The organism is uncultured Ellagibacter sp. (assembly GCF_934643285.1).
Lineage (GTDB): Bacteria > Actinomycetota > Coriobacteriia > Coriobacteriales > Eggerthellaceae > Ellagibacter.
The window spans coordinates 1-23,656 of record NZ_CAKUBT010000008.1 but is presented as its reverse complement, the minus strand read 5'-3'; the positions used below and the strand labels follow the sequence as shown (position 1 = coordinate 23,656).

The window sequence follows — 23,656 nt, the reverse complement described above, 5'->3', positions numbered from 1 at the left end:
GCGCTATTTCTCCGCCGTCTTCGATGACGCCTTGCGGGTCGAGGGCTTCTTGGCCGCAGCCTTGCTCGTCGCCGCCTTCTTTGCGGCAGGCTTCTTCGCAGCGGTCTTCTTCCCCTTCGAGGTCGCCTTCTCCGCGTCGTCCTGCTCCTTGCCCGGGCAGTCGAAGTTCGGGCAGAGCTTCCACGGTCCTCGAGCAGTCGTCACGATCACAAGCGGCGCGCCGCAATGCTCGCAGACCTCGTCGGTGGCAGTGAGCTTGCCGTACTGGGGCAGCGGGTAGCCCACGCCGCACTCGTCATGGTTCTCGCAACGGATGAAGCGCTTGAGCGTGCGCGGGTTCTTCTGCGCGATGAGCTTCGCCTGCTTGCCGGCGGCCTTGCACACCGGGCACTCGCCGACGACCACATCGGGCTCTTTGTTGGTCTCGCAGTTCGGGTCGATGCAGATGACGCGCGGCTTCGACCGGAAGGCCGTCACCTTCACCTGGGGCATCCCACACGTGGGGCACAGCTCCTCCATCGACTCGATCTTGCCCTTCGGGAGCGGGTAGGTCACATCGCAGTCGGGCCACCCGGCACATCCGATGAACATCCCGCGCGTTTTCTGCGAAGCGCGAATCTGCAGGTCCTTACCGCATTTGGGGCACTTGCCCACGTACGCGTCGGCCGCGACGGCGTCGGCGAGGGCGTCCTTGACCTCCTCGGAATGAGGCATGAGGTCGGCCAGCTGCTCGGAGAGCAGGTTGCGGGAGTTCATGACCACATCGGCCTTGGTCTTCTGGCCTTCGGCGATGTTGTCCATCTCGGCCTCGAGTTCCGCCGTCATCTCCGAGTGGGTGATATGCGGCGCGAACTTGTCGAGCGCGTCGCACACCGCCATGCCGAGCTGCGAGGGCTCGATGGGGTCGTTCTGGATGTACTTCACCGTGTAGAGGCGCTCGATGATGCTGTGGCGCGTGGACTTCGTGCCGAGCCCGAGCTTTTCCATCTCCTGGATGAGCTTGCCTTGGCTGTAGCGGGCGGGCGGTTCGGTCTGCTTCTTCGTGCAGGTGGCGCCGTTGAAGGCGATCTGCTGGCCCTCGGCGAGTGCAGGCAGCTGCTCGTCTTTCTTCATGCCGTAGGGGTAGATGGTACGATAGCCCTCGTGCACGAGAACGTCGCCTTTCGCGGTGAAGTGCTCGCCTGAGATATCGAGCGTGACCTTAGTGCCCTCGACGACGGCGGCTTCGGAGAGCGTCGCCAAGAAGCGGCGGGCGATCAGGTTGTAGAGCTTGTACTCCGCAGGAGGCAGATCGTCGGGCGTGACCATGGCCGTCGGGTAGATCGGCGGGTGGTCGGTCGTCTCCTTCTTGCCGCGGGTTGCCGTAAGCGGCCCCTTCGCGAGCAGCTCCTTGCAAAACGGCGCGTAGGCCGGGTTACCGGAGATGGTCTTCACGACCTCCTCCAAGTCGAGCGAGCTCGGGTACACCGTGTTGTCGACGCGCGGATAGGAGATGTAGCCGTCCATGTAGAGGCTCTCGGCGAGGCGCATCGTGCGTGCAGGGGAAAGGCCCTCCGCCGACGCTGCGGTCATAAGGCTTGTGGTGTTGAAGGGAACGGGCGGCTGCTGCTTGCGCGAGCGCTTCTCGATGGAGAGCACCTTCGCGCTTGTCGCCCCCTCGACAGCGGCCATGGCGGCCTTCGCCTGCGCCTCGTCCTTGAAGCGCGCCGTGGCGTGGGGCGCCTCGAAGGCAAGCGGGCCCTCGCCTGGTGTGGGGCCGGTCTTCTCGGCGGCGTCGAAGGCGCCCTTGATCACCCAGTAGTCCTCGGGGACAAACGCCAGACGTTCGCGTTCGCGCGCCACGATGAGGGCGAGCGTCGGCGTCTGCACGCGGCCCGACGAGCGCACGTTGCCGTAGCCCGCGAACTTCACGAGGGTGAGGTAGCGCGTGAGCACCGCGCCCCAGATAAGGTCGATATCCTGGCGCGATGCACCGGCGGACGCCAGATTGACGTCAAGCTCCACGAGGTTGGAGAACGCGTGGGTGATTTCCTCCTTCGTGAAGGCGGAATAGCGGGCACGCGAGACGGGGGCGGTAGGGTTCACTTCCTGGATGCACGAGAGCGCATCGGAGCCAATGAGCTCGCCCTCGCGGTCGAAGTCCGTCGCGATCACGATGGAGTCCGCCTTCTTGGCGAGGTTCTTCAGGCTGCGGATGATTTCCTTTTCCTTAGGAAGCTTCTCGATTGGCGCGTAGACCAGGTACGGCAGCGCGTCCATCTTCCACCCTTTGAGCTCCACGCCGTCTTCGGTGAAGGGCTTTTTCTTCTTGAAGGGGGGCTTGGCCAGACTTGCGGGCACATCGGCGGGCACGGTCTCGCCCTCGACGGTCACGCCTTGCCAGCCGCCGCGTTTCTTATATACCAGGTTGGGAGTGAAGTCAGGCTCCAGGATATGGCCGCGCAGACCGATGGTCACCCACTCCTCGCCGTCCACCTCGAACCGGTAGATCGGCGTCGAATACACCTTGTCGGCCTTCGGCTTGCCCGCGCCCAAAAGGCTCGCAATCTTGGTTGCGGCGTCGTTTTTCTCCGTTACGACCAGTTTCACTTGGTCCTCCTTGCCCCAGAGCGCCTGTCGCGCACTGGAAATCGTTCACACGATTGCCCCGATTCGTCAGTTTTTACGTGTGCGGGGATTCTCCTACCCTATCGCGCGCAGCGTCCAAACGTTGCGCATAACGCGCCTTAGCATACACGATTTGAGGACGCTGGGCCAAAAAAGGTTCCCGAAACGGAGTTTTCGTCTCGAGAACCTGGAAGGCGAGCCTGGGGCCTATTGCGAAAACGGCACGGGGGAAAGCGCCCTGGGCCCTACGCCGTCTGCGTCGCCTGCTCCACTTGCGCCGCCCGCGCCGCTTCGGCCTCCTCACGCTCGAGCACGAGCTTCATAGCGGCGATTGCGCACTCGAGCATGCCGTCGTCGGGCTCGTTCGTGGTGAGGTACTGCATCTGCATGCCAGGCCAAAGCACCACCTTCACAAGCGGGTTGTCCGGATGCGAGCCCGCCCACTTGACCGTGATCTCGTAGGACACGCCCGCGATCACCGGCATGAGCACGATACGCGACAAGATGACGAGCGCAAGCTTTGGCGCGCCATCGGGCACGCCCCACGCGGCGATGAGCGCGTTTAAGGGCACCACCGTGTACACGAAGATGGCGATGAGCATGACCATGATGAGGAACGCGGTTCCGCAGCGCACGTGCAGGCGGGGGAAGCTGCGCGCGTTTTCGGGCGTGAGCGGCAAGCCGTGCTCGTAGCAGTGGATGGTCTTGTGCTCCGCGCCGTGGTAGCCGAACATGCGCTTGATCTCCGACATGCGCCCGATGAGCCAGATGTAGAAGACGAACACGGCAACGCGCAGCACGCCGTCGACGATGTTCCACAGAAGCGTGTTACCGTCGTACTCACCCACGATGAGATTCGTGATGAAGGCGGGCGCCACGATGAAGAGCACGACACCGAGCACGAGCCCGCAAACCATCGAGATGGCCATCTCCTTCTTGCCGAACTCGGGCTCGGGCTCCTTCGTACTTGGGATATTGTGAGCATCCTTGCTATTTGCGATGGGCTCGGAAGCGTCGCCCTCGGCTTCTCCCACCACCTCAAGTGAGCTTTGCGCGCCGAGTGCGTCGATCACGGTGTCGGGGCGTCCGAAATCGTCCTTCCAGGAGAATTCAGGATCGGATTCCTGACGCGCGGGCTGCCCGGAGGCGACTTCATGCTCCGGCCCCTGCTCGCAGGCGGCCTCGCGCTCAGTTCCGTACGAGCCGGAAGTGCCCTTTGGCGCCTCCGTGCAAGCAGGACTGCCTGAGCACGAGGTTGCCTGTGGGCAGGCCGCGGTGCGTATAGAGGAGCCTTCTTCCCCTTCATCCTCTTCCGCATAGGCGTGAAGGGTCGCAATCTCTAACGCCTTGAAGCCCAAGACGAGCGACTCGACCAGGGCACGGCATCCGCGCACGAGCGGCCAGTACAGCCAGCCGTTCTTCTCCTTCCCGCTCGCCAGGTCGTGCTCTTCGGTGTACACAGCGCCGGAGGGCTCGCGCACGGCGACCGACCAGTTGTACTTGCCGCGCATCATGATGCCCTCGAGCAGTGCCTGCCCGCCGACGTGGGTCTTGCGCGCGCCGTCTTCCGAGAACGCGCGGGAGAGGTCGCTTTTCTCGCGAGTCACCTGTCCGCTAGCTCCTTTCCACACGAGGGTACGGGTTTTTGCAGCTCATCTTGCCCTCAGGGCATGCGCCCGAAACGCAAGGGGCGCCCGCGTCGGCGAAGATGAACGGCGCCGTGGGACGGGCAAGCTCGAGCATGCGGTGCGCCATGTCGCGGATTTCCCACTGGGCGCGGTTGCAGCAGCGCAGCTTGAAGAAATGCAGCAGCTCGCGAACGTTCATGGTGATGACGATCTTGCTCTCCGCAGCGTTCGGCAACAGGTAGCGGGCGTCTTCGGCAGGCACGCCCGCGTCGAGCAGCTTCTCGTACGCGCTGACGGCGGCGGCGATGGCCTCGTCGAAGAGGGCCTTCCGCTCGGGATCGGAGGCAATGGTGTCGGGCGTGACCACGTCGACGCCGTCCTTGAACTTCACGTAGCGCTGACTTTGCTGGTTGAAGCTCGCGATGCGGTGACGCACGAGCTGGTGGGTGAGCGCGCGGGAGACGCCATCGACAGCGAAGGTGTAGCTCGCGTGCTCGAGCGTGGAGAAGTGCCCACTCTCCATGATGGTCGTAAGCACGCTGCGAATGCGCTCCTCAGGCATTGTTTCCATAAGCTCGGCCGCACCAACCGGCGCATAGCACAGCCGCGCCGCAGTGGCGATCGCGCGCTCGGGGTCGGGCGTATGATACAAAAGCTCAACATGCATAGAGAGCTCCCCCTCTTCCTTGGTATCGTTCACGATTCCTCGTTTCCCGATGGCGGCAACCCGCAGTTTTTAGGGCCGTCTTCGCCCACCATCGGCTATTGTCCGCTAACATGATAGGCAAACGCGCGCATCGGGTCGCCTCCGATTCGCCCCAATGCGAAAATCTCCCCGAGAAAGGCAGCTTCCCATGACAGAGAGCTTCACCCCCCTGCTCACCACCACCGACTGGAACGCTGAATGGATGCAGCTGCAAAAAGCGCGGCGCCACCGCGACAGCGCGGTCTACTGGAACGAGCGCGCGAAGACCTTCACGTCCAAAGACTATCCCAATCCCTACGTGAACTCGTTTCTTGAGCGCGCAGGAGTCGCTCCCGAGGAAAGCGTGTTCGACATGGGCTGCGGGACAGGTGCTCTCGCCCTGCCGCTCGGGGAAGCGGGGCATGCCGTCACGGCCGCTGACTTCTCGGAAGGGATGCTTTCCATCCTTCGCGGGGAACTTGAGGCACGTGGTATAAAAAGCGTGCATTGCGAGCAGATGAGCTGGGAAGACGACTGGGAGGAACACGGCATCGCCCCGAAATCGCACGACGTGTGCACCGCATCGCGCTCGATCGCCGTCGACGATATGCGCGCCGCGCTCTTAAAGCTCACCATGGTCGCCCGTCGCCGCGTATGCATCACGCTGCCGACCGGCGCCTCCCCGCGAACCGACGACCACGTGATCGAGGCGCTCGGCCTCGCCTCGCGCGTCGGCCGCGACCACCTCTACGCCGTGAACATCCTCTCGAGCATGGGATTCGAGCCCGAACTCACCTACATCAAGAGCTCCCGGCACGACACGTTCGAAACCTTCGACGACGCACTGCACAAGTACGACGACATGGTGCGCAAAGCGTGCACCCTCCTGCCCGAGACGCGCACGCAGATCGCGCTCTCGAAGCTCAAACCCTGGCTCGAGACGCAAATCGTCGAGAACGAGGACGCCGGCAAACCTGGGGAGAGGGGAATTCCGCAAGGAGCCCTTCGCCTTCGCGAGCCGAGAACCATCACCTGGGCTTTCATTGCCTGGAACGTCGATTAGGTAGCTTGACTAGCGCGGTTGTGCGCACTGGGAGCATTGCCTATACTTGATAGGAGCAACCCCCCTATGCGGGGAATGACCGATACGAACAGCGAACGGGGAACTATGCGCATTTCAGCACGAAACGTCTTGAAGGGCACGATCACCGACGTCGAGATCGGCGCCGTGAGCGGAGTCGTCTCGATCAAGGTCGGAGAGACGGCCCTTACCTCTGTCATCACCATGGAGGCCATTCATGATCTCGACCTTAAGAAGGGCATGCCGGCATACGCCGTCATAAAGGCGAGCCACGTCATGTTCGCGCGCGGAGACGAGCCCCTTGACAACCTGTCGGCCCGAAACCAGCTCGTCGGCACCGTGACCACGGTTCGCCCGGGGAAGACGGACGGGCGCGTATCCCTCACGCTAGCAGACGGCAATATCATCACCGGCTCGGTCTTCAACGACATGATCGGGGAGCTCGGCCTGGAAGTCGGCAACAAGGCGATCGCCATCGTGAAGTCCACCGACCTCATGATCGGCGTCGACTAACGCTGGTGACCCTGCCCTGTAGTCAGCGGCAGATTCCAGCCCCGCGGCCTGCTTCTTTTTGTGGCTCGCCCTTGCGGCTGGCTCCCAGCCCTCCCGCGCGGCCCATGGCCTGCCGAGATCCCGGCTTATAGGACAAAAAGTGTGTCTCGATAGAACACATGTTCCTCTCATTCTAATCCAGCCAGAACGGGAAGGGGTCCTTGCTGTGGAGCTCTTCCCAGACAGCCCTGTCACCCCATTCCGGCCTCCCATCGCCTTGCTTCGGGGATGACGAGTAGACGTCGTAGAGCAGGTCTATGTCGGCGTCCCTCGGCATGGTCGCCAGCTTCTCCCTGGCGGTCCTCGCGTCGCCGGAATGCGCGTGGCACCACCAGAACACAGCCTTCACGCGCTTCAGGGACGTAAGCCCCCTGCGGTTGCGGAGAATAGCCCTGAGCTGGGCGTTAACGCCCCCTTCTATCCTGTTGTTGGTCGCCGGGAGCGGCCCGGCCTTCGTGAGCTCGGGGTCGAGGTAGGTGAAGAGCGTCCCCGCCGAGACGAGCGAGGACAGCGACCTCCTCGCCTTCCTGAGCCTCTCGTGGGTGTAGGCCCGCCTCCCGTCGACGATCGTGGTGTCCTCGAGGAAGTCCGCCCAGAAGCCGCACCAGTCGAGGTAGCGCTCGCGCCACAGCTCCGCCTGGTGCAGCGTCTCGATGTGCATGAGGTCGAGGGCCATCCCGTACAGCTCCCTGCCCGCCTGGAGCTTCGGCCTCGTCGTCGTGCACCTCTTGACCTGGGAGAACGCGTGGAACACGCATCTTTGGACCTTGGTTCGGGGCCAGGTCGCGCGCACGGCCTTCGCGAAGCCGCTCCCGCCGTCGGTGACCACGACGTCGGGGGCCGGTATCGGCTCCATGAGCGCCGACCACGCCCTTGAGCTCTCGGATTCCGCCATGTACCACGAGACGACGCGCTCGCCGCTGCAGCAGATCAGCACGACCAGGCGCTCCGCCAGCCAGATCCCGTCGACGAAAAGGACGCGGTGGGCTTCCCCGTCGGGCACGGGCATGGGCCAGACCTCCCAGAACTCCGAGGTCCGCCGCCTGAAGGTCCGGCCGGCGCCCGGCATCTCGAGCTGGGTGCCCTTCGACATCAGCCACGACAGGAACTCCTCGAGGCGGGCGGACGAGTCGTCGTAGCGCACGGTGGCCGAAGCGCCGCACGCGGCGCACCTCCACCTCTGGGCCCCCGACGAGGTCCTGCCGTTCCTCTTCGTCGGACCGCCGCAGCAAGGGCATTTGACCGCCTTCATGACCCACCTCTTCCAGAAGGTTTTTAACGTTCCAGGAAAAGGCTATCCATCTGGAGGAACGGCGAGCGCGAGGACACACATTTTGTCCGAGTGCTTAAATAGGGCCGACGAATTTAAACGAACGAGAAAGGGGCATCGACCTGCGCCGATGCCCCTAAATGAGACACACTTTTTGTCCTATAAGCCGAGATCCCACCTTTCGGCAAAAGAAAAAGCCCGAACAGCTGAGCTGTTCGGGCTTGCTTTTTCCCAGGGGAAAAGCTATTCGGCTGCGGGAGCCTCGACCTCGAGAGCGGCCTCAGCCTCGGCGTCGGCGGCAACCTCTTCGGCGGAGCCCTCAGCCTCGGCGGTAGCAGCAGCCTCGGCAGCGCGGGCAGCTTCCTCTTCAGCCTTCTTGGCGTACTCTTCAGCACGCTTGGCCTTCTCGGCAGCCTTCTTCTCACGCTCGGCCTTCTTGGCAGCCTCTGCCTCGGCGACAGCGGCAGCGCGCTTGGCCTTCTTGGCAGCCTCGCGCTCGGCAACCATGTCCTTCGCGGAGCCGAACTTGTCGGCAAAGCGCTGGACGCGTCCGCCGGTGTCGATGAACTTCTGCTGGCCCGTGAAGAACGGGTGGCAGGCGTTGCAGATGTCAACGCGCAGCTCGGACTTGGTGGAGCGGGTCGTGAACGTGTTGCCGCAGGTGCACTTGACGGTGCACTCGACGTAATCCGGATGGATTCCTTGCTTCATGTTGGTTCTCCTTTACCATGCCTTGGTTTCCGACCAAGGCGAGACAAGCTTGTTTATGATACCACAGCGCATAAACAATGCAATATAAAACGGGCGGCGAATCCCATCGATTCACCGCCCGCACAAAAGTGGCGCTTAAATCTGCCCGTGCATCGTCTCGTGAAGCACGACGGCGATTTTCGCCGCTTCGCATCTCTCCAAAGAGCGCTTCGGGCAAAACTGCGGCAGACCGCTGTCGTCCGGCACGCCTGTCATGCATCCATTTTGACGTGCGGCAAGCACCGCATTGCGTGCCCAAAGTGAGATATCGCCCGCGTCGGAATATGCGAGAAATACCTCGTCGCTTCTATCCCAGTCGGGGTAGCTTGCAGAGGGGTCGTAGTCGTAGAAACCGAGCCAGCTCGCTATCATCTTCGCGCATTGCTCCCTCGTGAGCGGATCGTTCGGACCAAACTTATCCGCGCCGTCGTATCCTGACACGATGTGGTAGTGCACCGCCCAGTTGATTGCCGCCGTGTAGTATTCGCCGTCGGAAACGTCGGTGAAGCCCGTTTCGTTGTCGGATGGAAAATCGAGGCGAAGCTCATCAGCATGGCTTCCCCAATACGGCGTTCCCGAAAAATCAGCACCGTCGAACAAGCGCTTCAGTACCACGACCATTTGCCCGCGCGTCATATCATCGAAAGGACCGAACAAATCCGTACCCTCATATCCAGTCAAAAGTCCCAGCGTATAGGCGCGATCGACAACCTGCGCATACCATTCGCCGTCCGAAACGTCGGAAAACGGCGCTTGGCTTTCATCAGCAGAGGCCGAAAGGGCACTGAGACTTGCATCGGGCGAATCGGCGGACTCCGACGCGAATGCTGCTTGGGGAGCTGCGCAAAGCGTCAATACGAGCGCAGCTGAAACCCCAAGCGCGCACGCAGAATGAACCAAATGCATCCGTTCTTCCATTTCGCAACATCTCCTTACCTCAGGAAGCCCTTATTATAATCATTCGCTAATTATAGAACCTCCTTCACACCATTTTGAGAATAGTCTTTGGCTTCAAAAACAGGATTGTCGCTTCGCGCGCTCGCTGGCTTTGTATTGTTCGCAGAATCCACTCGTCTCGCAAATGGAGCCAGAGACACGAAATGGCGAGCCTGCAAAACAATGCAAGCCCGCCATTTGAAAAAAAACGCTCGTACTTCAGAGTGCACAACCCCAAGCGCGTCGCCAAACGCCCATCTCGTCACGCAACTGCAACACGGAGAGACAAAATGCGCGGCAACGCAAGCAGTGGGCACGCCTCAAGCGCTCCCCCGCTCGCTACACCTCGGCGACCCACAGACCGTGCAGGTTGCAGTACTCGTAGACCTTGATCGCGCGGTCGCCCTCGGCGATAGCGAAGTCGGCTTCCGGCTTGTCGGCGCTCGTCAGCTCCGCGATCTGGTAGCCCTTCTCGGTAACCAAGCAGATAAACGCAATGAGGTGCTCGTCGGTCATCGGATGGGCCACGCTGCCGACCTCGACGTGAACGGCATTGCCCGAAACGCTCACGACGGGGACGTGCTTCTCAACCGACGCATCAGTGGAATTCGCGACCAGCTCGGTCATCTTCTCGCCGCAGCAGGAAAGCGGGGCCTTCTTGTCGAAGGGCTTCACGGCAACGTTGCCGCAGTGGTTGCATTTATAGAACGTGACGTCCATAACGTATCCCTTTCTCGTCTGTGCCCCGCGCGTCCCCATCCGGGAAGCGCGTGGCTACTGCAAACAAGGCTCCTCTCGTGTCATAGCCTTGCTCTGCTGCATATGTTACTCGCTTTGTTTCAATTCTGGAAGTCCTTGTTGAGACTTCTTCGCAATAAGCGCATAAAGCAGCACGCCAATGCCTATCGCAATAAGCGGAGCCGAGAGAACCTGCCCCATCGTGAGCCAACCGCCCCACAGATACCCTAGCTGCACGTCGGGCTCGCGCACGAACTCGATGGCGAAGCGGAAGCACCCGTACATGATGAGGAACACGCCGAGAAAGGTCCCCTGGGCGTGCGGCGGACGCTTGCGCGAAAGCGCGAACAACACAAGGAAGATGACGACGCCCTCGAGCACCGCCTCATAAAGCTGGGAAGGATGGCGGGGCATCATTCCCGCCTGCCCCCCGAACACGACGCCCCATGCGGCATCGGTCGGCGCGCCCCACAGTTCGCCGTTCACGAAGTTGGCGCAGCGCCCGAAGAACAGCCCGATAGGAGCCCCGATGCAACCGAGGTCAGCCAGCGTGAGGTACGGAATATGCGTGAAACGCGCGGCGACGATTCCCGAGAGCAGCGCGCCGATGAGCCCGCCGTGAAAGCTCATGCCGCCCTTCGAGAGCGCGAAGATGTCGGCGGGATGCTGCAGGTAGTAGCCGTCTCCGTAAAACAGGACGTACCCCAGACGTCCGCCCACGATGACGCCCACGACCACGCACAGCATGATGGTGATGAGCGCATCCGAGTCGACGCGCACTCGCCAGCGCTTCGCCGTGCTCATGAGCACGAGAGCGGCGCAGATGAATCCGAGCACGTATGCGATACCGTACCAGCGCACAGAAAAAGGCCCGACCGAGAACGCGATCGGGTCAAGGCTTTGATAGATTTCGTTGAGCAAGGAGCTAGTCCCTTCCCATTCCAGCGCCCACTTCGATGGCGGCGAAGCGCACCTCTTCGCGCAGGGCCAAAGGAATCGTCTGGACCGACGAGACGGACGCACCGCATCGGGGGCATGTGACCGTGAACATCGCGACATCGCTGCGAAGGACCATCATGGAGTCGTAGCGGCATACGTCCAGGTCGCTTTGTCCGCACGTGGGACAGCTCAGCGTTCGAACCACAGCTCTCGCCTCCTCATCGCAGTCGGTCGTGTTTACTTCATTGTAGCAGTGTTTGGGCACAAGGCGTCCTACAGGATGAATCGATTGCGCGCGCCGAGCTTGTGCTCCTGGCGCGGGCACTCCTTGATGCTCGGGCCGTGCGTCAGGAAGAACGTGCAGAAATGGCACACTTCCTTCACCGCCGCGTCGTAGCCCAAATCAGGATTGAGCAGCAGCTCGAAATCATCGCAGACCTCGTGCGTCGGACGATGGCATGCAGCGTAATGGCAGTCGGCAGGGCACGGCTCGCCCGGCGTGTTGTGAGGGCAGCGTTCCTGCATCTCGTCATCGCAACCCCGCATCTCCCAGCAATGAGACACCTTCTCCTCCTTCACTGGCACTACCGTCCCGGCAACCGCGCGACAAGACGCGCGACCTCTGCCCTGAACAGCTTGCCCGAAATAAAGAGAAGGGCGGGATACCCCGCCCTTCTCGCGTCTCACAAGTAATCGACTAGTATCCCTCGTGGTACGGCACGACGCGCTCGACGCCCGGCACGCGCTCCTTCAAGATGCGCTCGACGCCGTTGGCAAGCGTCATCTCCGACATCGGGCAGCCCTTGCAAGCGCCCTGAAGCTCAACCGTGACGATGCCGTCTTCGCTGACGTCGATCAGCTTCACGTCGCCGCCGTCCGCCTGAAGGCTCGGTCGGATAAGCTCCAAAACCGCGGCCACATCGGTCTTCTCAACCATCGTTGCTCCTTCTCGAGTACTGGATGTTTCTCTTAATTCGCTATAGTACCACAAGCCGCCGCCCCAACGCCGCGCGCACGCGAAGCGCAAGGTCGGTGCAACTTGTCGCTACTGAATCGGCTGCCAGTCCTTGCCGATCACCACAAGGACGTTCGCATCGAAGGTGTAGTAGTCGCCGCCGTTGACGACGCGCCCGCCGTCGATCGTCTTCACGATGGTGTTCGCCGCCGCCTTGTACGCCTCGTCGCGATAGATCACGAGCGTCTCGTTGTAGGTGCCGGCATCGGCGACGTTGCCAATGGTCCCGATGGTGAATCCCGCGTTGCCGAGGATCTCGCCCATCTTCGCCCCGACGCCAGTGACGCCGCCGCCGTTGCGGATCTCGACCTTGATGCCGGTGGGGTCGCTCACCGTCTCCGCCTCTTCGACAGCGTTCGGATCGGTTCCGGCATCAACGCTTTCCATAACCGTCTTCCATTGGGAATCGGAAGCCTTGAACAGGCTCGCGCCGTCCTGCTCGCTTTCGCTTCCCGGCACATATGCCGTGTACACCGTCGCCTCACCTAAGGGGCGAAACGCGTTCGCCAAATCAATCACCTGCGAAGACGACAGATCGGTCCGCACGTTGCCCGCAATTCCGTCGAGCTCGGTGGCGAAGTCGAGCCCGCCCGCCTCGAGCAGGCGTAGCGCCATCGCGTAGGCGAAGGACGTGCGCACCGAGGCCTGCGTCTCGGACGCCTTCGCATAATTGCTTGCGCGAAGTACGACAAGCGAGCTTTCGGCATCGAGGACCTGCTCCCCCGCCTCAAGGTAGATGCTACCCGCATACGGATCGTCGACGGATTCGGGAAGCGTCATGCCGATACCGCCCACCAAATCGACGAGCGAGCGGATGCCCTCCTCGTTCGTCTTCACGAGATGGGATATGCCCACTCCCGCAAAGGACGAGACAGCCTTCACGAGCGCCTCGTCACCGCCTACTCCATAGGCGTCGTAGAGCGGATGGGTTTTGCCGTCCGAGAGGCTTACGGCAAGGTTGCCGGGGATGGAGACGAGCGTGAGCGTCCGCGTGGACTCGTCCACGCGCGCAAGGATGTATGCCTCGCTCGACACATCGGAGCCCCCTTTGGGAGAGCCGAGGCTCGCCGCGGCGAGAACGTAGTAGGGCGACCCTTCCTTGGCGGCGGTAAGCGCGCTGCTCGCATTCGAATGCTCAAGCGACAGCTTCGAGTTCGATGCGTTGAAAAAGACGGTGACGCCGACGCCAACCGCGACCGCGATGATGACGATCACCGAGATGACACCCACAGCGGCGCGTCGCATCCCGCTTTTGCGCTGGGCGCTCTGGATATAGCCGCGCTTGCTCACGCGGCGGGAATAGGCACGATAGTTCTCGCCTGAAGCGGTCTGGGGGGTCACATGATCGACGATGCCGCGCGCGGCACGACGCTTCTTGCGATCGCTTGAGAACCCGACCGACGAGGCGTTCATCCCGCGCGAATGGCGCGGAGCGCCACCCTTCGCCACATGCGTGCCGATGGTGTGGGACGTCATTTTACGGGAGGTATGTTTCGATTGCGAGGCGCTAAAGCCCTTCTTCTTGCCGAACATCGCAATGGGCGCCTAGAGGCTCTCGTCGACGGCGAGCCTGGATACGTCCGCGCCAAGCCCGCGCAGCTTGCCGACGTAGTCCTCATACCCTCGGTCGATGTGATAGATATGGCTGACGCGTGTCTCGCCCTCGGCGACGATGCCAGCGAGCACCAGGGCGGCTCCCGCGCGAAGGTCAGTCGCCTTCACGGGCGCACCCTGCAGAAGCTCGACCCCGCGGACGAGCGCATGATGATCCTCGATGGTGATGTCGGCGCCCATGCGCGAGAGCTCGGCGGCGAACATGAAACGGTTCTCGAAAACGTTCTCCGTGATGACTGAAGGCCCCTCGGCGAGCGACGCCAGCAACATAAACTGTGCCTGCAGATCGGTCGGGAACCCAGGATGCGGAAGCGTTTGGATGTCGACCGCGCGAAGGGGTTCGGTGCGCAAGACGGTGATGAAATCTTCGCCAGTGGTGATTTCGCACCCCATGGCCTCGAGCTTCATGAGCGCCATGCGCAGAAACGATGGGTCAATCCCCCTGACCGTGACCGGACCGCCGGTAAGCGCGCCTCCGACAAGGAACGTTCCCGCCTCGATGCGGTCGCCCACCACGATATGTTCGCACGGCCCCAAATCATCGAGGGAGACACCGTGTACCTCGATGGTGGAGCTGCCTGCACCCTCGATATGGGCGCCCATGCTCGAGAGCATGTTCGCCAAGTCGACGATCTCGGGCTCGCGCGCCGCGTTCTCGATGAACGTCATCCCGTTCGCCACCACGGCGGCCATGAGCGTGTTCTCCGTTGCGCCGACGCTCGGGAACTCGAGCATCACGTGGGCGCCATGCAGGCCGTTCGGCGTCGTCGCATGGAGAACTCCGTGGGCGTTGTCGAAGTGGACGCCTAACGCCTCGAGCCCGACGAGGTGCATGTCAATCTTGCGCGCGCCGATCTGGCAGCCGCCCGGCATGGCGACACGGGCTTCGCCGAAGCGCCCGATAAGCGGTCCAAGGACAGAAATGCTCGCGCGCATCTTCGAGACGAGTTTGTAAGGAGCCTCGTATTTATCGACGGTGGACGTGTCGACGGACAGCGAATGGTCGGCGCCGCGTTCGACATCGGCACCGAGATGAGCAAGGACTTCGGACATGATCTCGATATCGGAGATGCGCGGCACGTTGTGGAGCACCGTCTTGCCCCGTCCGAGAATCGCTGCGGCGATAAGCTTCAACGCCGAGTTCTTCGCGCCGGATACGCGGACTTCCCCCTCGAGCACCCCGTTGCTCGAAACGATGATTTCCTCTTCCATGAAAGGACACCTTCTATCACGATGCACGGAAAGGCGGCCCCCGGGGCCAAGCCGTGCAATATCAACATTCCAGTCCATCCATTATAAAAAGCGAAGGCCCGCATAGAGCGAGCCTTCACAAGTAAAGCGTTTGGTTGCAGCGCAGGGGCGAAAACCCACCGATGCGCCAGAAAAAAGCGTGTCGACTATTCGCCAAGCATGAAGCGCTTGAAGCCGGTCACCTTGATGGTGCCACCGAGCTTCTTGGCGACCTCGTTGACGTAGTCGGTGACGCTCTGGTCCGGGTTCTTGACGAAAGCCTGCTCGGTGAGGCAGCTCTCCTTGTAGAACTTCTCAAGACGGCCAGTGGCGATCTTCTCCTGGATGTTCTCAGGCTTGCCGGACTCGGCAGCCTGAGCCTTGTAGATCTCCATCTCGTGCGCGACGACCTCGGCAGGGACGGACTCACGGGTTGCGGAAACCGGGGAAGCGGCAGCAACCTGCATAGCGACGTCGCGGCCGCAGTGCTGGAACTCGTCGGAAGCGGGGTCGATGCCCTCGACGTCGAACGTCACGAGAACGCCGATCTTGCCGCCACCATGGATGTAGGAGGCGACGCCACCTGCCTCGACAACGGCTGCGCGAGCGAGGTTCATGTTCTCGCCGAGCGTGTGGATAGCGTCGGTGAGCACGTCTTCGACGGTCTCGCCCTCGGCGTCGACAGCCTTCAGAGCCTCAACGTCCTCGACGTTGGCGGCCATAGCGGCACGGGCGATCTTCTCAGCGTAGCCCTTGAACTTCTCGTTCATGCCGACGAAGTCGGTCTCGCAGTTGAGCTCGACGACAGCGCCCTTGGTTGCGTCGTCGGAAACGATGGCCATAACAGTGCCCTCGTTGGTGGCACGGCCGACCTTCTTGGCAGCAGCGGCCAGACCACGGGTACGAAGAACGTCAACGGCCTTGTCCATATCGCCATCGGCCTCGACGAGCGCCTTCTTGCACTCCATCATGCCGGCGTCGGTCATTTCGCGGAGCTCTTTGACCATTGCAGCGGTAATTGCAGCCACGGATGTTCCTTTCTCTCAAGTGAAAGATGAATGAAAAGACCGCGCGCCCTCTATCGAGCGCGCGGCTGGAGCTAAACGTTCGTGCTATTCAGCAGCAGGAGCTTCCTCGGCAGGAGCGGCCTCCATCTCGGCAGCGGTCACGGGAGCACCCGTGCCAGCGATGACGGCGTCAGCCACGAAGTCGGCGAGCAGGCGCACGGAGCGGATGGCGTCGTCGTTGGCCGGGATGCCGAACTCGACGTCGTCCGGATCGCAGTTGGTGTCGAGCGTGCCGATGACGGGGATGCCAAGACGCTTGCACTCGTGGATAGCGATGCCCTCGCGGTTGGTGTCGATCACGAAGACGGCGTCGGGGGTGCGCTTCATGTTGCGGATGCCGTTGAGGTTGGCCTGCAGCTTAGCGAGCTCCTTGTGCAGCAGGATCTGCTCCTTCTTGGGAAGCGATGCCATGCGGCCGTCGGTGTCCATGGCCTCGAGCTCCTCCATGCGGGCAACGCGGGAGCGGATGGTCTGGAAGTTGGTGAGCATGCCACCGAGCCAACGAGCGTTCACATACGGCATGCCGCAGCGGTTCGCAGCATCGGCGATGGGCTCCTGAGCCTGCTTCTTGGTGCCGACGAACAGCACGGTGCCGCCCTTCTTGGCGGTTTCGGAAGCGAAGGTGTAGGCCTGGTCGAGACCGATGAGGGTCTGCTTGAGGTCGATGATGTAGATGTCACCGCGATGGCCGAAGATGTACGGCTTCATCTTGGGGTTCCAGCGGCGGGTCTGATGACCGAAGTGCGCGCCTGCATCGAGCAGCGACTGAATGCTGACTTTCGTCATGTTCTTCTCCATTCGTTAATCCTCTGCCTGCGGTCATCCCCAACTACCGCAGCCTTTTTCGGTTGGCCACTGGCGGCGTGGGTCGCGCAAGCATGTGTAATATAGAAACCGTTGAATTATAACGCTCTTTCATATGCGCCTGCAAGAGCAAATTAGCGTTTTCTTTTCGAGGAAGAGAAACGGGACGGCGGAACCGAAGATGCTGAGCTTAGTTGCAATTGCCGCAGAATGCTCAGCTCAAAAGAAAATGCGGGCGGAAAAGCGCGCTTTCCCACCCGCATCAAAACACACTGCCACAATCGCGCAGACACCTGCTACTTCTTCTTGATCTGGCTTTCGTGCTTCTCGAAGAAATCAAAACGCGGCGGAAGCTCGCGGACGCGATGCGCCCCCTCGTCGAGCTCGGCGGCGCCGCACAGCTCGCCCATTCCCCCGAAGTCATAGTTCCAGCTGAAAAACTCGTCGGCATCGAAGTTCATCTGCATGCAGATCTTCTCGCAACCGAACGGAACGATCGGGTGCATGAGCAGCGTGCAGATGCGCAAAAGATAGAACGAGTCCGCAAGCACCTGCCGGCGCGCATCGTCGTCGCCGGATAGCTCGGCTTCCCTGATGCCGTCGGTCCAGTACTTGTTCGAGTAGCGGATGAACTCGTCCATAAGCGACATCACCGTGTGCAGCTCGACCTTGCGCATAAGCTCGTCGTAGGTATGGATCGCCTTCTGGGCGCGCGCAACGACATCCTCGCTGATCGCGCAAAGCGGCATCATTCCTTCGAAGTTCTTCTGTGCCTCGTAAAAGCAGCTACGCGCCAGACGATTGAACACGTTGGTGAGCAGCGTTCCCTCTTTGAGCGCCGGGTCGGCCACACGCGGATCGGTGCGCTTCGACTCGTCGGGATCGAACGGTTTGGGCTTGAACCCGACCGACTTCTGGTCGAGCCCGAGCGCGAGGAAATGCGCGCGCAGCTGCTCGGGAGTGTAGTAATCGAGCAGCTCGTCGGCCGAGGGCGGCTTCACAGCGCTCGACGACGATGCCTTCTTGTTGCCGAGCAGCAGATGATGGTTTGCGATGAGCGTCGTCTGGCGCAACGCGGGAGATTCTTCGCCCCCGAAGAAATTGCCAGGCTTGAGCGCCTCCCACATTGCCGGCTGGGCAACACCGTAGAAGTAGAGGTTGTCCTGTCCAATGAACTGGAACACCTCCGCATCGTCTGAGCACCACCACTCCTGCCAGCTCGAGCGCGGAAGACCGAGCTCATCGTTCACGGCCATGGTGAACGAGATCGGCGCCCACAGCGACTCCGGCCAGCACCACACGGTGAGTCCGCTGACGCCCTCGATAACCGGCGCCTTCACGCCCCACTCGATGTTACCGGTGATGCGGAAGGGGACGAGCGTCTTTCCCATGCGGAAGCGGATGTTCGCCCGCGTGAGCAGCGGTCGCGCCGCGTCGCGGTCCTCGATCGACGAGAACTCGAGCTCGAAGCTTTGCTTGCCCTTCTCCGCAGGGCGGAAGGCGTGCTTCGGCAGGTCCGCCGCAATCTCCCGATACGCCTCCTCGGCCTCGTTCTTCACATAGACGACCGGAGGCGTGAGGAACTCCTCGATCGTCTGCGGGACAACATCGCGAATCGTGGGATCGGCCCTGAGTTCCTCCACATGCTTTTTCAGGAACTCGGAGAAAGCGGGCAGGTCGAAATACCAGTTCTCGACGGGGCGCATCTCGGGCACGGTTCCCGTAACGGACGACTTCGGCGCGATGAGGTCGACCGGGTCGTACTGATGACCCAAATCGCACTCGTCCGCATAAGCGTGCTCAGACTTGCACCCCTGGACTGGGCAATGCCCCACCACCTGGCGACCGTTCAGAAAAGTCTGCGCCTCGGTGTCGTAGAACTGAAGTGTCGATTCCTTGCGGAGGAAACCGTTCTCGTGAAGCTTCTCGATGAACGCCTCGGAAACATGCTGATGGACCTCGCCGGCGTGACCGATTCCCGAGCCATCGTAAATCGAGAGGCTAATACCGTACGAGCGCAGCGTGTTCGCCTGACGCTCATGGTTGCGCATCACATAGTCGGAGATGCTCCCGTCGAACTCCCCCGCCTCGACGAGCTTTCGATAGCCCTCGTTGATCGGGGAGCCAAAGCAGTCGGTTCCCGAGACAAATCGGACGTTATCCTTGCCGATGCGGTCCCGCAAGAAGCGCGCAAACGCGTCTGCCGGGACGAACACGCCTCCGACGTGCCCGAAATGCAGCGGCTTGTTGCCGTATGGCATGCCCGCGGTGACGACCGCGCGTGCAGGCCATTCCACCGGGTTCTCGTTAGTGCTGTGAGCCATTGCCGTTAAGCTCCTTCAATCTTTCAATCAAATCTTCGTTCGACATCTTGCTGCTCGAAAGCAGTCCGACGAGATCAGACAGATCGTCGGACTCGGGCTCGAGGCTCACCACCGTATAGGTGCGCATGCCAGCAAGCTCCGCCGCCTTCGCGATGGCATCTTCCCTTGTGCCGATCTCGTCAGCAAGGCCGTTTTGAACCGCGTCGATGCCAGTATAGGTAAGACCCGTGGCAAGCTCGCGAACCCGCTCGATCGGAAGCGAGCGACCCGACGCGACGGTCTCCATAAACGTCTCGTTAACAGTGTCGACCATGGCCTGGTAGTACGCGCGCTCCTCTTCGGTGAGCGGGCGGGTCCCATAGCTCGAATCCTTGCTTTCAGCCGAAGTGATGTTCTCAACCGAGATACCGAGCTTGTCGAGCAGGCCCGAAAGGTCAGTCACCTGCATGGCGGTTCCGATTGCACCGATGGCTGTGGTCTTCGCGGTAAAGATGTAATCGGCCTGGGACGAAATCTCATAAGCTGCGGAAGCGTTCACCGAAGCGCTCGAGACCACAACCGGCTTCGAAAAGTCGTTGACATAGCAGGCCATCTCCTCGCCCGCAGTCGCCGTGCCACCACCCGAGTTGACGCGCAGGACGACCGCCTTGATGTGCGGGTTGTTCTCCGCGCGATCGAGCTGGGCCTTCAAGCCTTCCGGGCTTGCCGTGGAGCCGTCGTAGTTGATCGTCCCGTCGATGGTGATCACGCCGACAGCATCTTCGGAAAGCGAATCGACCGCACTTTGCGAACCCGCCCCGAACATCGACGAGCTCGCCCCCGCCATCACGCTCGTGCACGAGGCAAGCGCCGTGAACAGAAAGGCGAACAGCAGCACCACTGCAACAAGCGCGACAATCCAACCGCGGCTTTTCTTCTGCGGTTGCACCGGCGCGGCGTACGGCGGCGCGTACGACGGCTGCTGCCAATAGGCCTGATTGCCAGGTTGCGGCTGATAGGCGCCGTAAGGAGCATTGGCATTGTTGGAAACGCCGCTCGCTCGAGAGTTTTCGGGCTGGTCGTTCATCTTCCCTCCTAATCGTCCTGACTCCATACTACCTTATGAAAAAACGCGCCGGACGAACATGCCCGGCGCGTCTACCGATAAAGCAAAATCCTCGGCGCTTCGCGAAATCTAGGGGTGCCGCAGACAATCGCGCTACAGCTCGAAGCCGTCTTCGACCTTCCCATGAGCAGATTGCGCCTTTTTCGCCGTGCGCAAGAGGAACTCTTGGTTCGTCTCGGTGCGCTTAAGCGACTTGATCAGCATATCCATCGCGCGCTCCGTGTTGTTCATATTCGACAGGATACGACGAACCGCCCAAATAAGCGGGGCTTCTTGCGGATCAAGCAGCAAATCTTCCTTGCGGGTGCCACTCGTTACCGGATCGATCGCCGGGAAGATCCTGCGATCGGCGAGGTTGCGGTCGAGCTTGAGCTCCATATTGCCCGTTCCCTTGAACTCCTCGAAAATAACCTCGTCCATCTTCGATCCGGTATCGATGAGAGCAGAGGCGAGGATGGTCAAGCTGCCGCCGCCTTCGATATTGCGCGCCGCGCCCAAGAAGCGTTTGGGCGGATAGAGCGCCGTCGAATCGACACCACCCGAAAGGATGCGCCCGGAAGCGGGCTGCGCAAGGTTGTACGCACGGGCAAGTCGCGTGATGGAGTCGAGGAGGATAACAACATCTTCACCCATTTCCACCAGACGCTTCGCACGCTCGATAACGAGCTCCGACACGGCGATATGGTTCTCGCAAGGCATGTCGAAGGTCGAGGAAACCACCTCGCCGCGAACCGAGCGCTCCATATCGGTAACCTCTTCGGGACGCTCATCGACGAGCAGGCACATGAGGTGGACCTCGGGGTTGTTCGCTGTGATGGAAGCTGCGATATCCTTCAGGATGGTCGTCTTGCCCGCCTTCGGAGGCGACACGATAAGACCGCGCTGGCCTTTGCCGATCGGCGCCGCAAGATCGATCACACGAGCGGTAATCGTGCTCTTGCCATGCTCCATGACCAGGCGCTCATCGGGGTAAACGGGGGTCAAGTCGGAGAACTTAGGACGCTTCGACCCCTCTTCAGGAGCCTTCCCGTTGATCGAGATAAGCTTCTGGATCGCAGCGAACTTCTCATTCTCGCGTGCAGGGCGCGTCTGCCCGCATACCATGTCGCCCTTGCGCAAACCGTTGCGACGAATCATGGAAAGACCCACATAAGCATCCGTCTCGCTGGGAAGGTATCCCTGCGTGCGCAGGAAGCCGTACCCATCGGGCATAATATCGAGAATGCCGGTGACCTCGATGAATCCTTCGGCTTTCACGCTCGCCTCGTAGACCGCATCGACAAGCTCCGCCTTCTTAAGGCCCGTCACATCCAGCTCGAGCTCGGCGGCCTTCGCCCTCAGTTCAGCGACCTTGAGCGCTGCAAGTTCCTCACGATTCACGCTCGGAGTGATCTCGCGGTTCTGCTGGTTGCGGCCGCGGCGCTGCTTGCGGTCGTTGCCGTGCTTTTGCTGGTACTGCTTTTGGTTGTTGTTGCGATCTTTGTTGTAACCGGAATGGTTCTTTCCGGATTGCTTCTGATCGTTCGAGGAGTTCTGTTCCCCGCGGGATCGACGCACATGAACCGTGGTCTTCGAGGGTGAGGCCGAGTCTTTATGGGAAGCATCGGAAGAAGACGCCTCTGAAGCCTGTTCGTCGTTTCGATCGTCGGACTTGCGAGCCTCCCCAGTGAGAGCTTCAGAAGCATCCGCATCCGATGCGCGCTCAACGCTCCTGCGAGACGTCGTCTTACGCACAGCGGGCTTGGCCGCTTTCGATTCGCCGTCAGCAGGAGTCTCGCCCGCCTTGGTTTCAGCCGCCCGCACAGGCGCTCCCTTGGATGTGCCTTCCGCATCAACGGAAAGAGGGTTCTTTCGCGGACGACCAGGTCGGCGCTTGGGTTTCTCTTCCGCAGGGGCCTCGGAAGCCGATTGAGCCGCAGCCTTGGCAGCCTTAGCAGGCGCCGGGGTTGAAGCCGACTCGGCAGCCTCAGAGACAACGGGCGTTTTGCGAGGACGCCCAGGGCCGCGCTTCGGTTTAGCTTCCGCAGGTGCCTCGGCAGCTTCAGCCTTCGCCTTCCGCGGGCGGCCAGGGCCGCGCTTCACGGGGGAAGCGGAGGTCGTTTTGTCAGCAGCCTTCTTCGGGGCTTCGGAAGCTTCAGCTGCTTTGGTCTCCGCCACTTCGTTATCGCTCATAATTTATGCCTGCTGCACTTTCTCCCAGTCCTTGAGGAAGGAATCGAGACCGCGATCGGTCAGAGGGTGCTGCACCATCTTCTTCAGAACGCCGAAGGGGACGGTCGCGATGTCGGCACCCATGAGGGCAGCCTGCGTAACATGGTTCGCGGAGCGAATCGAGGCCGCGATGATCTCGACCTGCTCGCCATTGACCGTGTTGGCAGTAAAATCGTAGTTGTTGATCGCCGTCACGATATTGGCGACCTGCTCAAGGCCGTCTTCAGAGATGTCGTCGAATCGGCCGATGAAGGGGCTGATGTAACGAGCACCGGCGCGAGCAGCGAGAAGAGCCTGCGGAACACTGAAGCAAAGCGTCATGTTAACGGGAATGCCCTCGGCAGCAAGAGTATGAGTTGCAGCAAGACCCTCGACCATAGTCGGGACCTTAACGACCACGTTCGGCGCGATCGCCGCAAGCTCACGACCATCGGCGATAATCTCGTCACGCTTCATAGCTACAGATTCAGCTGAAACAGGGCAATCCGGGCCAACGATGTCGCAAATGCGCTTAATATGGTTGTGGAAGTCATCGAGCTTTCCACCGATGCGCGCATAAAGCGACGGGTTCGTCGTGACGCCGGCAAGGGCGCCCCAGCTTGCAGCCTCCTCGATTTCCGCAAGGTCAGCGGTGTCAAGAAAGAACTTCACGGGTCCTCCTCAAATAGGGAAACAAGATATGAGAATGTGCTAAGTGCACAATAATCACCAAAGAAAAAGAGAGTAACAATTAATCACAAAAAAAATTCGCGACGCGAAATAGCATCAAACAGGGCTTATCCTAGCGCAATATGCCGAAACCTTCAAGAAAAGATTAGCATGCAAGGCTTAAATCAGTGGTCCCGACAAAAATTTCACGCAGGTGAGAGGGTAGCAAAGCCAACAAGCAGAAAGCAAACGGCTTATCGCAGGTAAAACAATAGAAGATTCAGCGCGCAACAAAGGAAAGAACTCGCCCCGGCTGCAGGAGGCCCGTCTGGAGTGCCAGGGTGCGCCTGCGGCGTGGCCACGGCAAATAAAAGAAAGGGGGCCGCGGGCCCCGGGCCTCCCCGGGGCCCGCGGCCCCCTGCGCAAAAGAAAAAGCGCCGCCCATGAGCGGA

At 61.2% G+C, this 23,656-nt stretch carries 21 protein-coding genes; 2 read left to right on the top strand and 19 right to left on the bottom strand.

Annotated elements, in window-relative coordinates:
• Window positions 1-3 precede the first annotated feature (3 nt).
• The 3 genes from Q0I65_RS05460 to thyX form a co-directional block, all read right to left on the bottom strand.
• On the bottom strand, window positions 4-2,589 hold the full coding sequence (locus Q0I65_RS05460) for a DNA topoisomerase I (RefSeq protein WP_296060879.1): 2,586 nt from the start codon (window positions 2,587-2,589) through the stop codon (window positions 4-6).
• A 263-nt stretch (window positions 2,590-2,852) separates the two neighbouring features.
• Window positions 2,853-4,214, bottom strand: coding sequence for a DUF1385 domain-containing protein (locus Q0I65_RS05455; RefSeq protein ID WP_296060876.1), 1,362 nt, complete (start codon window positions 4,212-4,214; stop codon window positions 2,853-2,855).
• Window positions 4,215-4,221: 7 nt separating this feature from the next.
• Window positions 4,222-4,902 (bottom strand): FAD-dependent thymidylate synthase, encoded by a 681-nt coding sequence (gene thyX / locus Q0I65_RS05450; RefSeq protein WP_296061016.1) that lies wholly within the window; start codon window positions 4,900-4,902, stop codon window positions 4,222-4,224.
• A gap of 187 nt (window positions 4,903-5,089) precedes the next feature.
• Here thyX and Q0I65_RS05445 point away from each other — a divergent pair, with 187 nt between their 5' ends.
• A complete protein-coding gene (locus Q0I65_RS05445) occupies window positions 5,090-5,983 on the top strand; it encodes a class I SAM-dependent methyltransferase (protein WP_296060873.1) in 894 nt (297 codons plus the stop codon).
• A 105-nt stretch (window positions 5,984-6,088) separates the two neighbouring features.
• On the top strand, window positions 6,089-6,514 hold the full coding sequence (locus tag Q0I65_RS05440; protein WP_296060870.1) for a TOBE domain-containing protein: 426 nt from the start codon (window positions 6,089-6,091) through the stop codon (window positions 6,512-6,514).
• A gap of 172 nt (window positions 6,515-6,686) precedes the next feature.
• Here the strand turns inward: Q0I65_RS05440 and Q0I65_RS05435 are convergent, their stop codons facing one another.
• From Q0I65_RS05435 to Q0I65_RS05360, 16 genes are all read right to left on the bottom strand, one after another.
• Window positions 6,687-7,805 carry an IS1249 family transposase gene (locus Q0I65_RS05435; RefSeq protein WP_296060867.1) on the bottom strand — a complete coding sequence of 373 codons (1,119 nt, stop codon included), beginning with the start codon at window positions 7,803-7,805 and terminating at the stop codon, window positions 6,687-6,689.
• 261 nt (window positions 7,806-8,066) lie between these two features.
• Window positions 8,067-8,534: a 50S ribosomal protein L31 gene (gene rpmE, locus Q0I65_RS05430; protein WP_296060864.1), complete on the bottom strand. Its 468-nt coding sequence runs from the start codon at window positions 8,532-8,534 to the stop codon at window positions 8,067-8,069.
• A 135-nt stretch (window positions 8,535-8,669) separates the two neighbouring features.
• A complete protein-coding gene (locus Q0I65_RS05425) occupies window positions 8,670-9,491 on the bottom strand; it encodes an S-layer homology domain-containing protein (protein ID WP_296060861.1) in 822 nt (273 codons plus the stop codon).
• Window positions 9,492-9,848: 357 nt separating this feature from the next.
• A complete protein-coding gene (locus Q0I65_RS05420; protein ID WP_296060858.1) occupies window positions 9,849-10,229 on the bottom strand; it encodes a desulfoferrodoxin family protein in 381 nt (126 codons plus the stop codon).
• Between the two features lie 105 nt (window positions 10,230-10,334).
• Window positions 10,335-11,168 carry a prolipoprotein diacylglyceryl transferase gene (lgt, locus tag Q0I65_RS05415; RefSeq protein ID WP_296060855.1) on the bottom strand — a complete coding sequence of 278 codons (834 nt, stop codon included), beginning with the start codon at window positions 11,166-11,168 and terminating at the stop codon, window positions 10,335-10,337.
• A gap of 4 nt (window positions 11,169-11,172) precedes the next feature.
• A complete protein-coding gene (locus Q0I65_RS05410) occupies window positions 11,173-11,391 on the bottom strand; it encodes a UDP-N-acetylmuramoylalanyl-D-glutamate--2,6-diaminopimelate ligase (RefSeq protein WP_158049418.1) in 219 nt (72 codons plus the stop codon).
• A gap of 68 nt (window positions 11,392-11,459) precedes the next feature.
• On the bottom strand, window positions 11,460-11,765 hold the full coding sequence (locus Q0I65_RS05405) for a hypothetical protein (RefSeq protein ID WP_296060848.1): 306 nt from the start codon (window positions 11,763-11,765) through the stop codon (window positions 11,460-11,462).
• A gap of 118 nt (window positions 11,766-11,883) precedes the next feature.
• Window positions 11,884-12,123 (bottom strand): NifU family protein, encoded by a 240-nt coding sequence (locus Q0I65_RS05400; RefSeq protein ID WP_158049420.1) that lies wholly within the window; start codon window positions 12,121-12,123, stop codon window positions 11,884-11,886.
• 108 nt (window positions 12,124-12,231) lie between these two features.
• The gene (locus Q0I65_RS05395) at window positions 12,232-13,677 is read right to left on the bottom strand and encodes an LCP family protein (RefSeq protein WP_296060837.1); all 1,446 of its coding nucleotides are present in this window, start codon (window positions 13,675-13,677) and stop codon (window positions 12,232-12,234) included.
• Window positions 13,678-13,746: 69 nt separating this feature from the next.
• Window positions 13,747-15,027: a UDP-N-acetylglucosamine 1-carboxyvinyltransferase gene (gene murA, locus Q0I65_RS05390; protein ID WP_296060834.1), complete on the bottom strand. Its 1,281-nt coding sequence runs from the start codon at window positions 15,025-15,027 to the stop codon at window positions 13,747-13,749.
• A 185-nt stretch (window positions 15,028-15,212) separates the two neighbouring features.
• Window positions 15,213-16,073: a translation elongation factor Ts gene (tsf, locus tag Q0I65_RS05385; RefSeq protein WP_296060832.1), complete on the bottom strand. Its 861-nt coding sequence runs from the start codon at window positions 16,071-16,073 to the stop codon at window positions 15,213-15,215.
• 84 nt (window positions 16,074-16,157) lie between these two features.
• On the bottom strand, window positions 16,158-16,898 hold the full coding sequence (gene rpsB / locus Q0I65_RS05380) for a 30S ribosomal protein S2 (RefSeq protein ID WP_296060830.1): 741 nt from the start codon (window positions 16,896-16,898) through the stop codon (window positions 16,158-16,160).
• 314 nt (window positions 16,899-17,212) lie between these two features.
• Complete coding sequence (locus Q0I65_RS05375) at window positions 17,213-19,240, bottom strand: class I tRNA ligase family protein (protein ID WP_296060827.1); 2,028 nt, start codon at window positions 19,238-19,240, stop codon at window positions 17,213-17,215.
• Window positions 19,224-20,306, bottom strand: coding sequence for a signal peptide peptidase SppA (sppA, locus tag Q0I65_RS05370; RefSeq protein ID WP_296060824.1), 1,083 nt, complete (start codon window positions 20,304-20,306; stop codon window positions 19,224-19,226). Before sppA ends, Q0I65_RS05375 begins: the two co-directional genes overlap by 17 nt.
• Window positions 20,307-20,438: 132 nt before the next feature.
• Window positions 20,439-22,517, bottom strand: coding sequence for a transcription termination factor Rho (gene rho, locus Q0I65_RS05365; RefSeq protein ID WP_296060821.1), 2,079 nt, complete (start codon window positions 22,515-22,517; stop codon window positions 20,439-20,441).
• A 3-nt stretch (window positions 22,518-22,520) separates the two neighbouring features.
• A complete protein-coding gene (locus Q0I65_RS05360) occupies window positions 22,521-23,207 on the bottom strand; it encodes a transaldolase family protein (protein ID WP_296060819.1) in 687 nt (228 codons plus the stop codon).
• Window positions 23,208-23,656: the final 449 nt, after the last annotated feature.

Bases quoted from the DNA above. Each gene is read 5' to 3' on its own strand.
- thyX (WP_296061016.1), bottom strand. From the start codon at position 4,902: ATGCATGTTGAGCTTTTGTATCATACGCCCGACCCCGAGCGCGCGATC.
- Q0I65_RS05445 (WP_296060873.1), top strand. From the start codon at position 5,090: ATGACAGAGAGCTTCACCCCCCTGCTCACCACCACCGACTGGAACGCT.
- Q0I65_RS05440 (WP_296060870.1), top strand. From the start codon at position 6,089: ATGCGCATTTCAGCACGAAACGTCTTGAAGGGCACGATCACCGACGTC.
- Q0I65_RS05435 (WP_296060867.1), bottom strand. From the start codon at position 7,805: ATGAAGGCGGTCAAATGCCCTTGCTGCGGCGGTCCGACGAAGAGGAAC.
- rpmE (WP_296060864.1), bottom strand. From the start codon at position 8,534: ATGAAGCAAGGAATCCATCCGGATTACGTCGAGTGCACCGTCAAGTGC.
- Q0I65_RS05425 (WP_296060861.1), bottom strand. From the start codon at position 9,491: ATGGAAGAACGGATGCATTTGGTTCATTCTGCGTGCGCGCTTGGGGTT.
- Q0I65_RS05420 (WP_296060858.1), bottom strand. From the start codon at position 10,229: ATGGACGTCACGTTCTATAAATGCAACCACTGCGGCAACGTTGCCGTG.
- Q0I65_RS05400 (WP_158049420.1), bottom strand. From the start codon at position 12,123: ATGGTTGAGAAGACCGATGTGGCCGCGGTTTTGGAGCTTATCCGACCG.
- Q0I65_RS05395 (WP_296060837.1), bottom strand. From the start codon at position 13,677: ATGACGTCCCACACCATCGGCACGCATGTGGCGAAGGGTGGCGCTCCG.
- murA (WP_296060834.1), bottom strand. From the start codon at position 15,027: ATGGAAGAGGAAATCATCGTTTCGAGCAACGGGGTGCTCGAGGGGGAA.
- rpsB (WP_296060830.1), bottom strand. From the start codon at position 16,898: ATGACGAAAGTCAGCATTCAGTCGCTGCTCGATGCAGGCGCGCACTTC.
- Q0I65_RS05375 (WP_296060827.1), bottom strand. From the start codon at position 19,240: ATGGCTCACAGCACTAACGAGAACCCGGTGGAATGGCCTGCACGCGCG.
- sppA (WP_296060824.1), bottom strand. From the start codon at position 20,306: ATGAACGACCAGCCCGAAAACTCTCGAGCGAGCGGCGTTTCCAACAAT.
- rho (WP_296060821.1), bottom strand. From the start codon at position 22,517: ATGAGCGATAACGAAGTGGCGGAGACCAAAGCAGCTGAAGCTTCCGAA.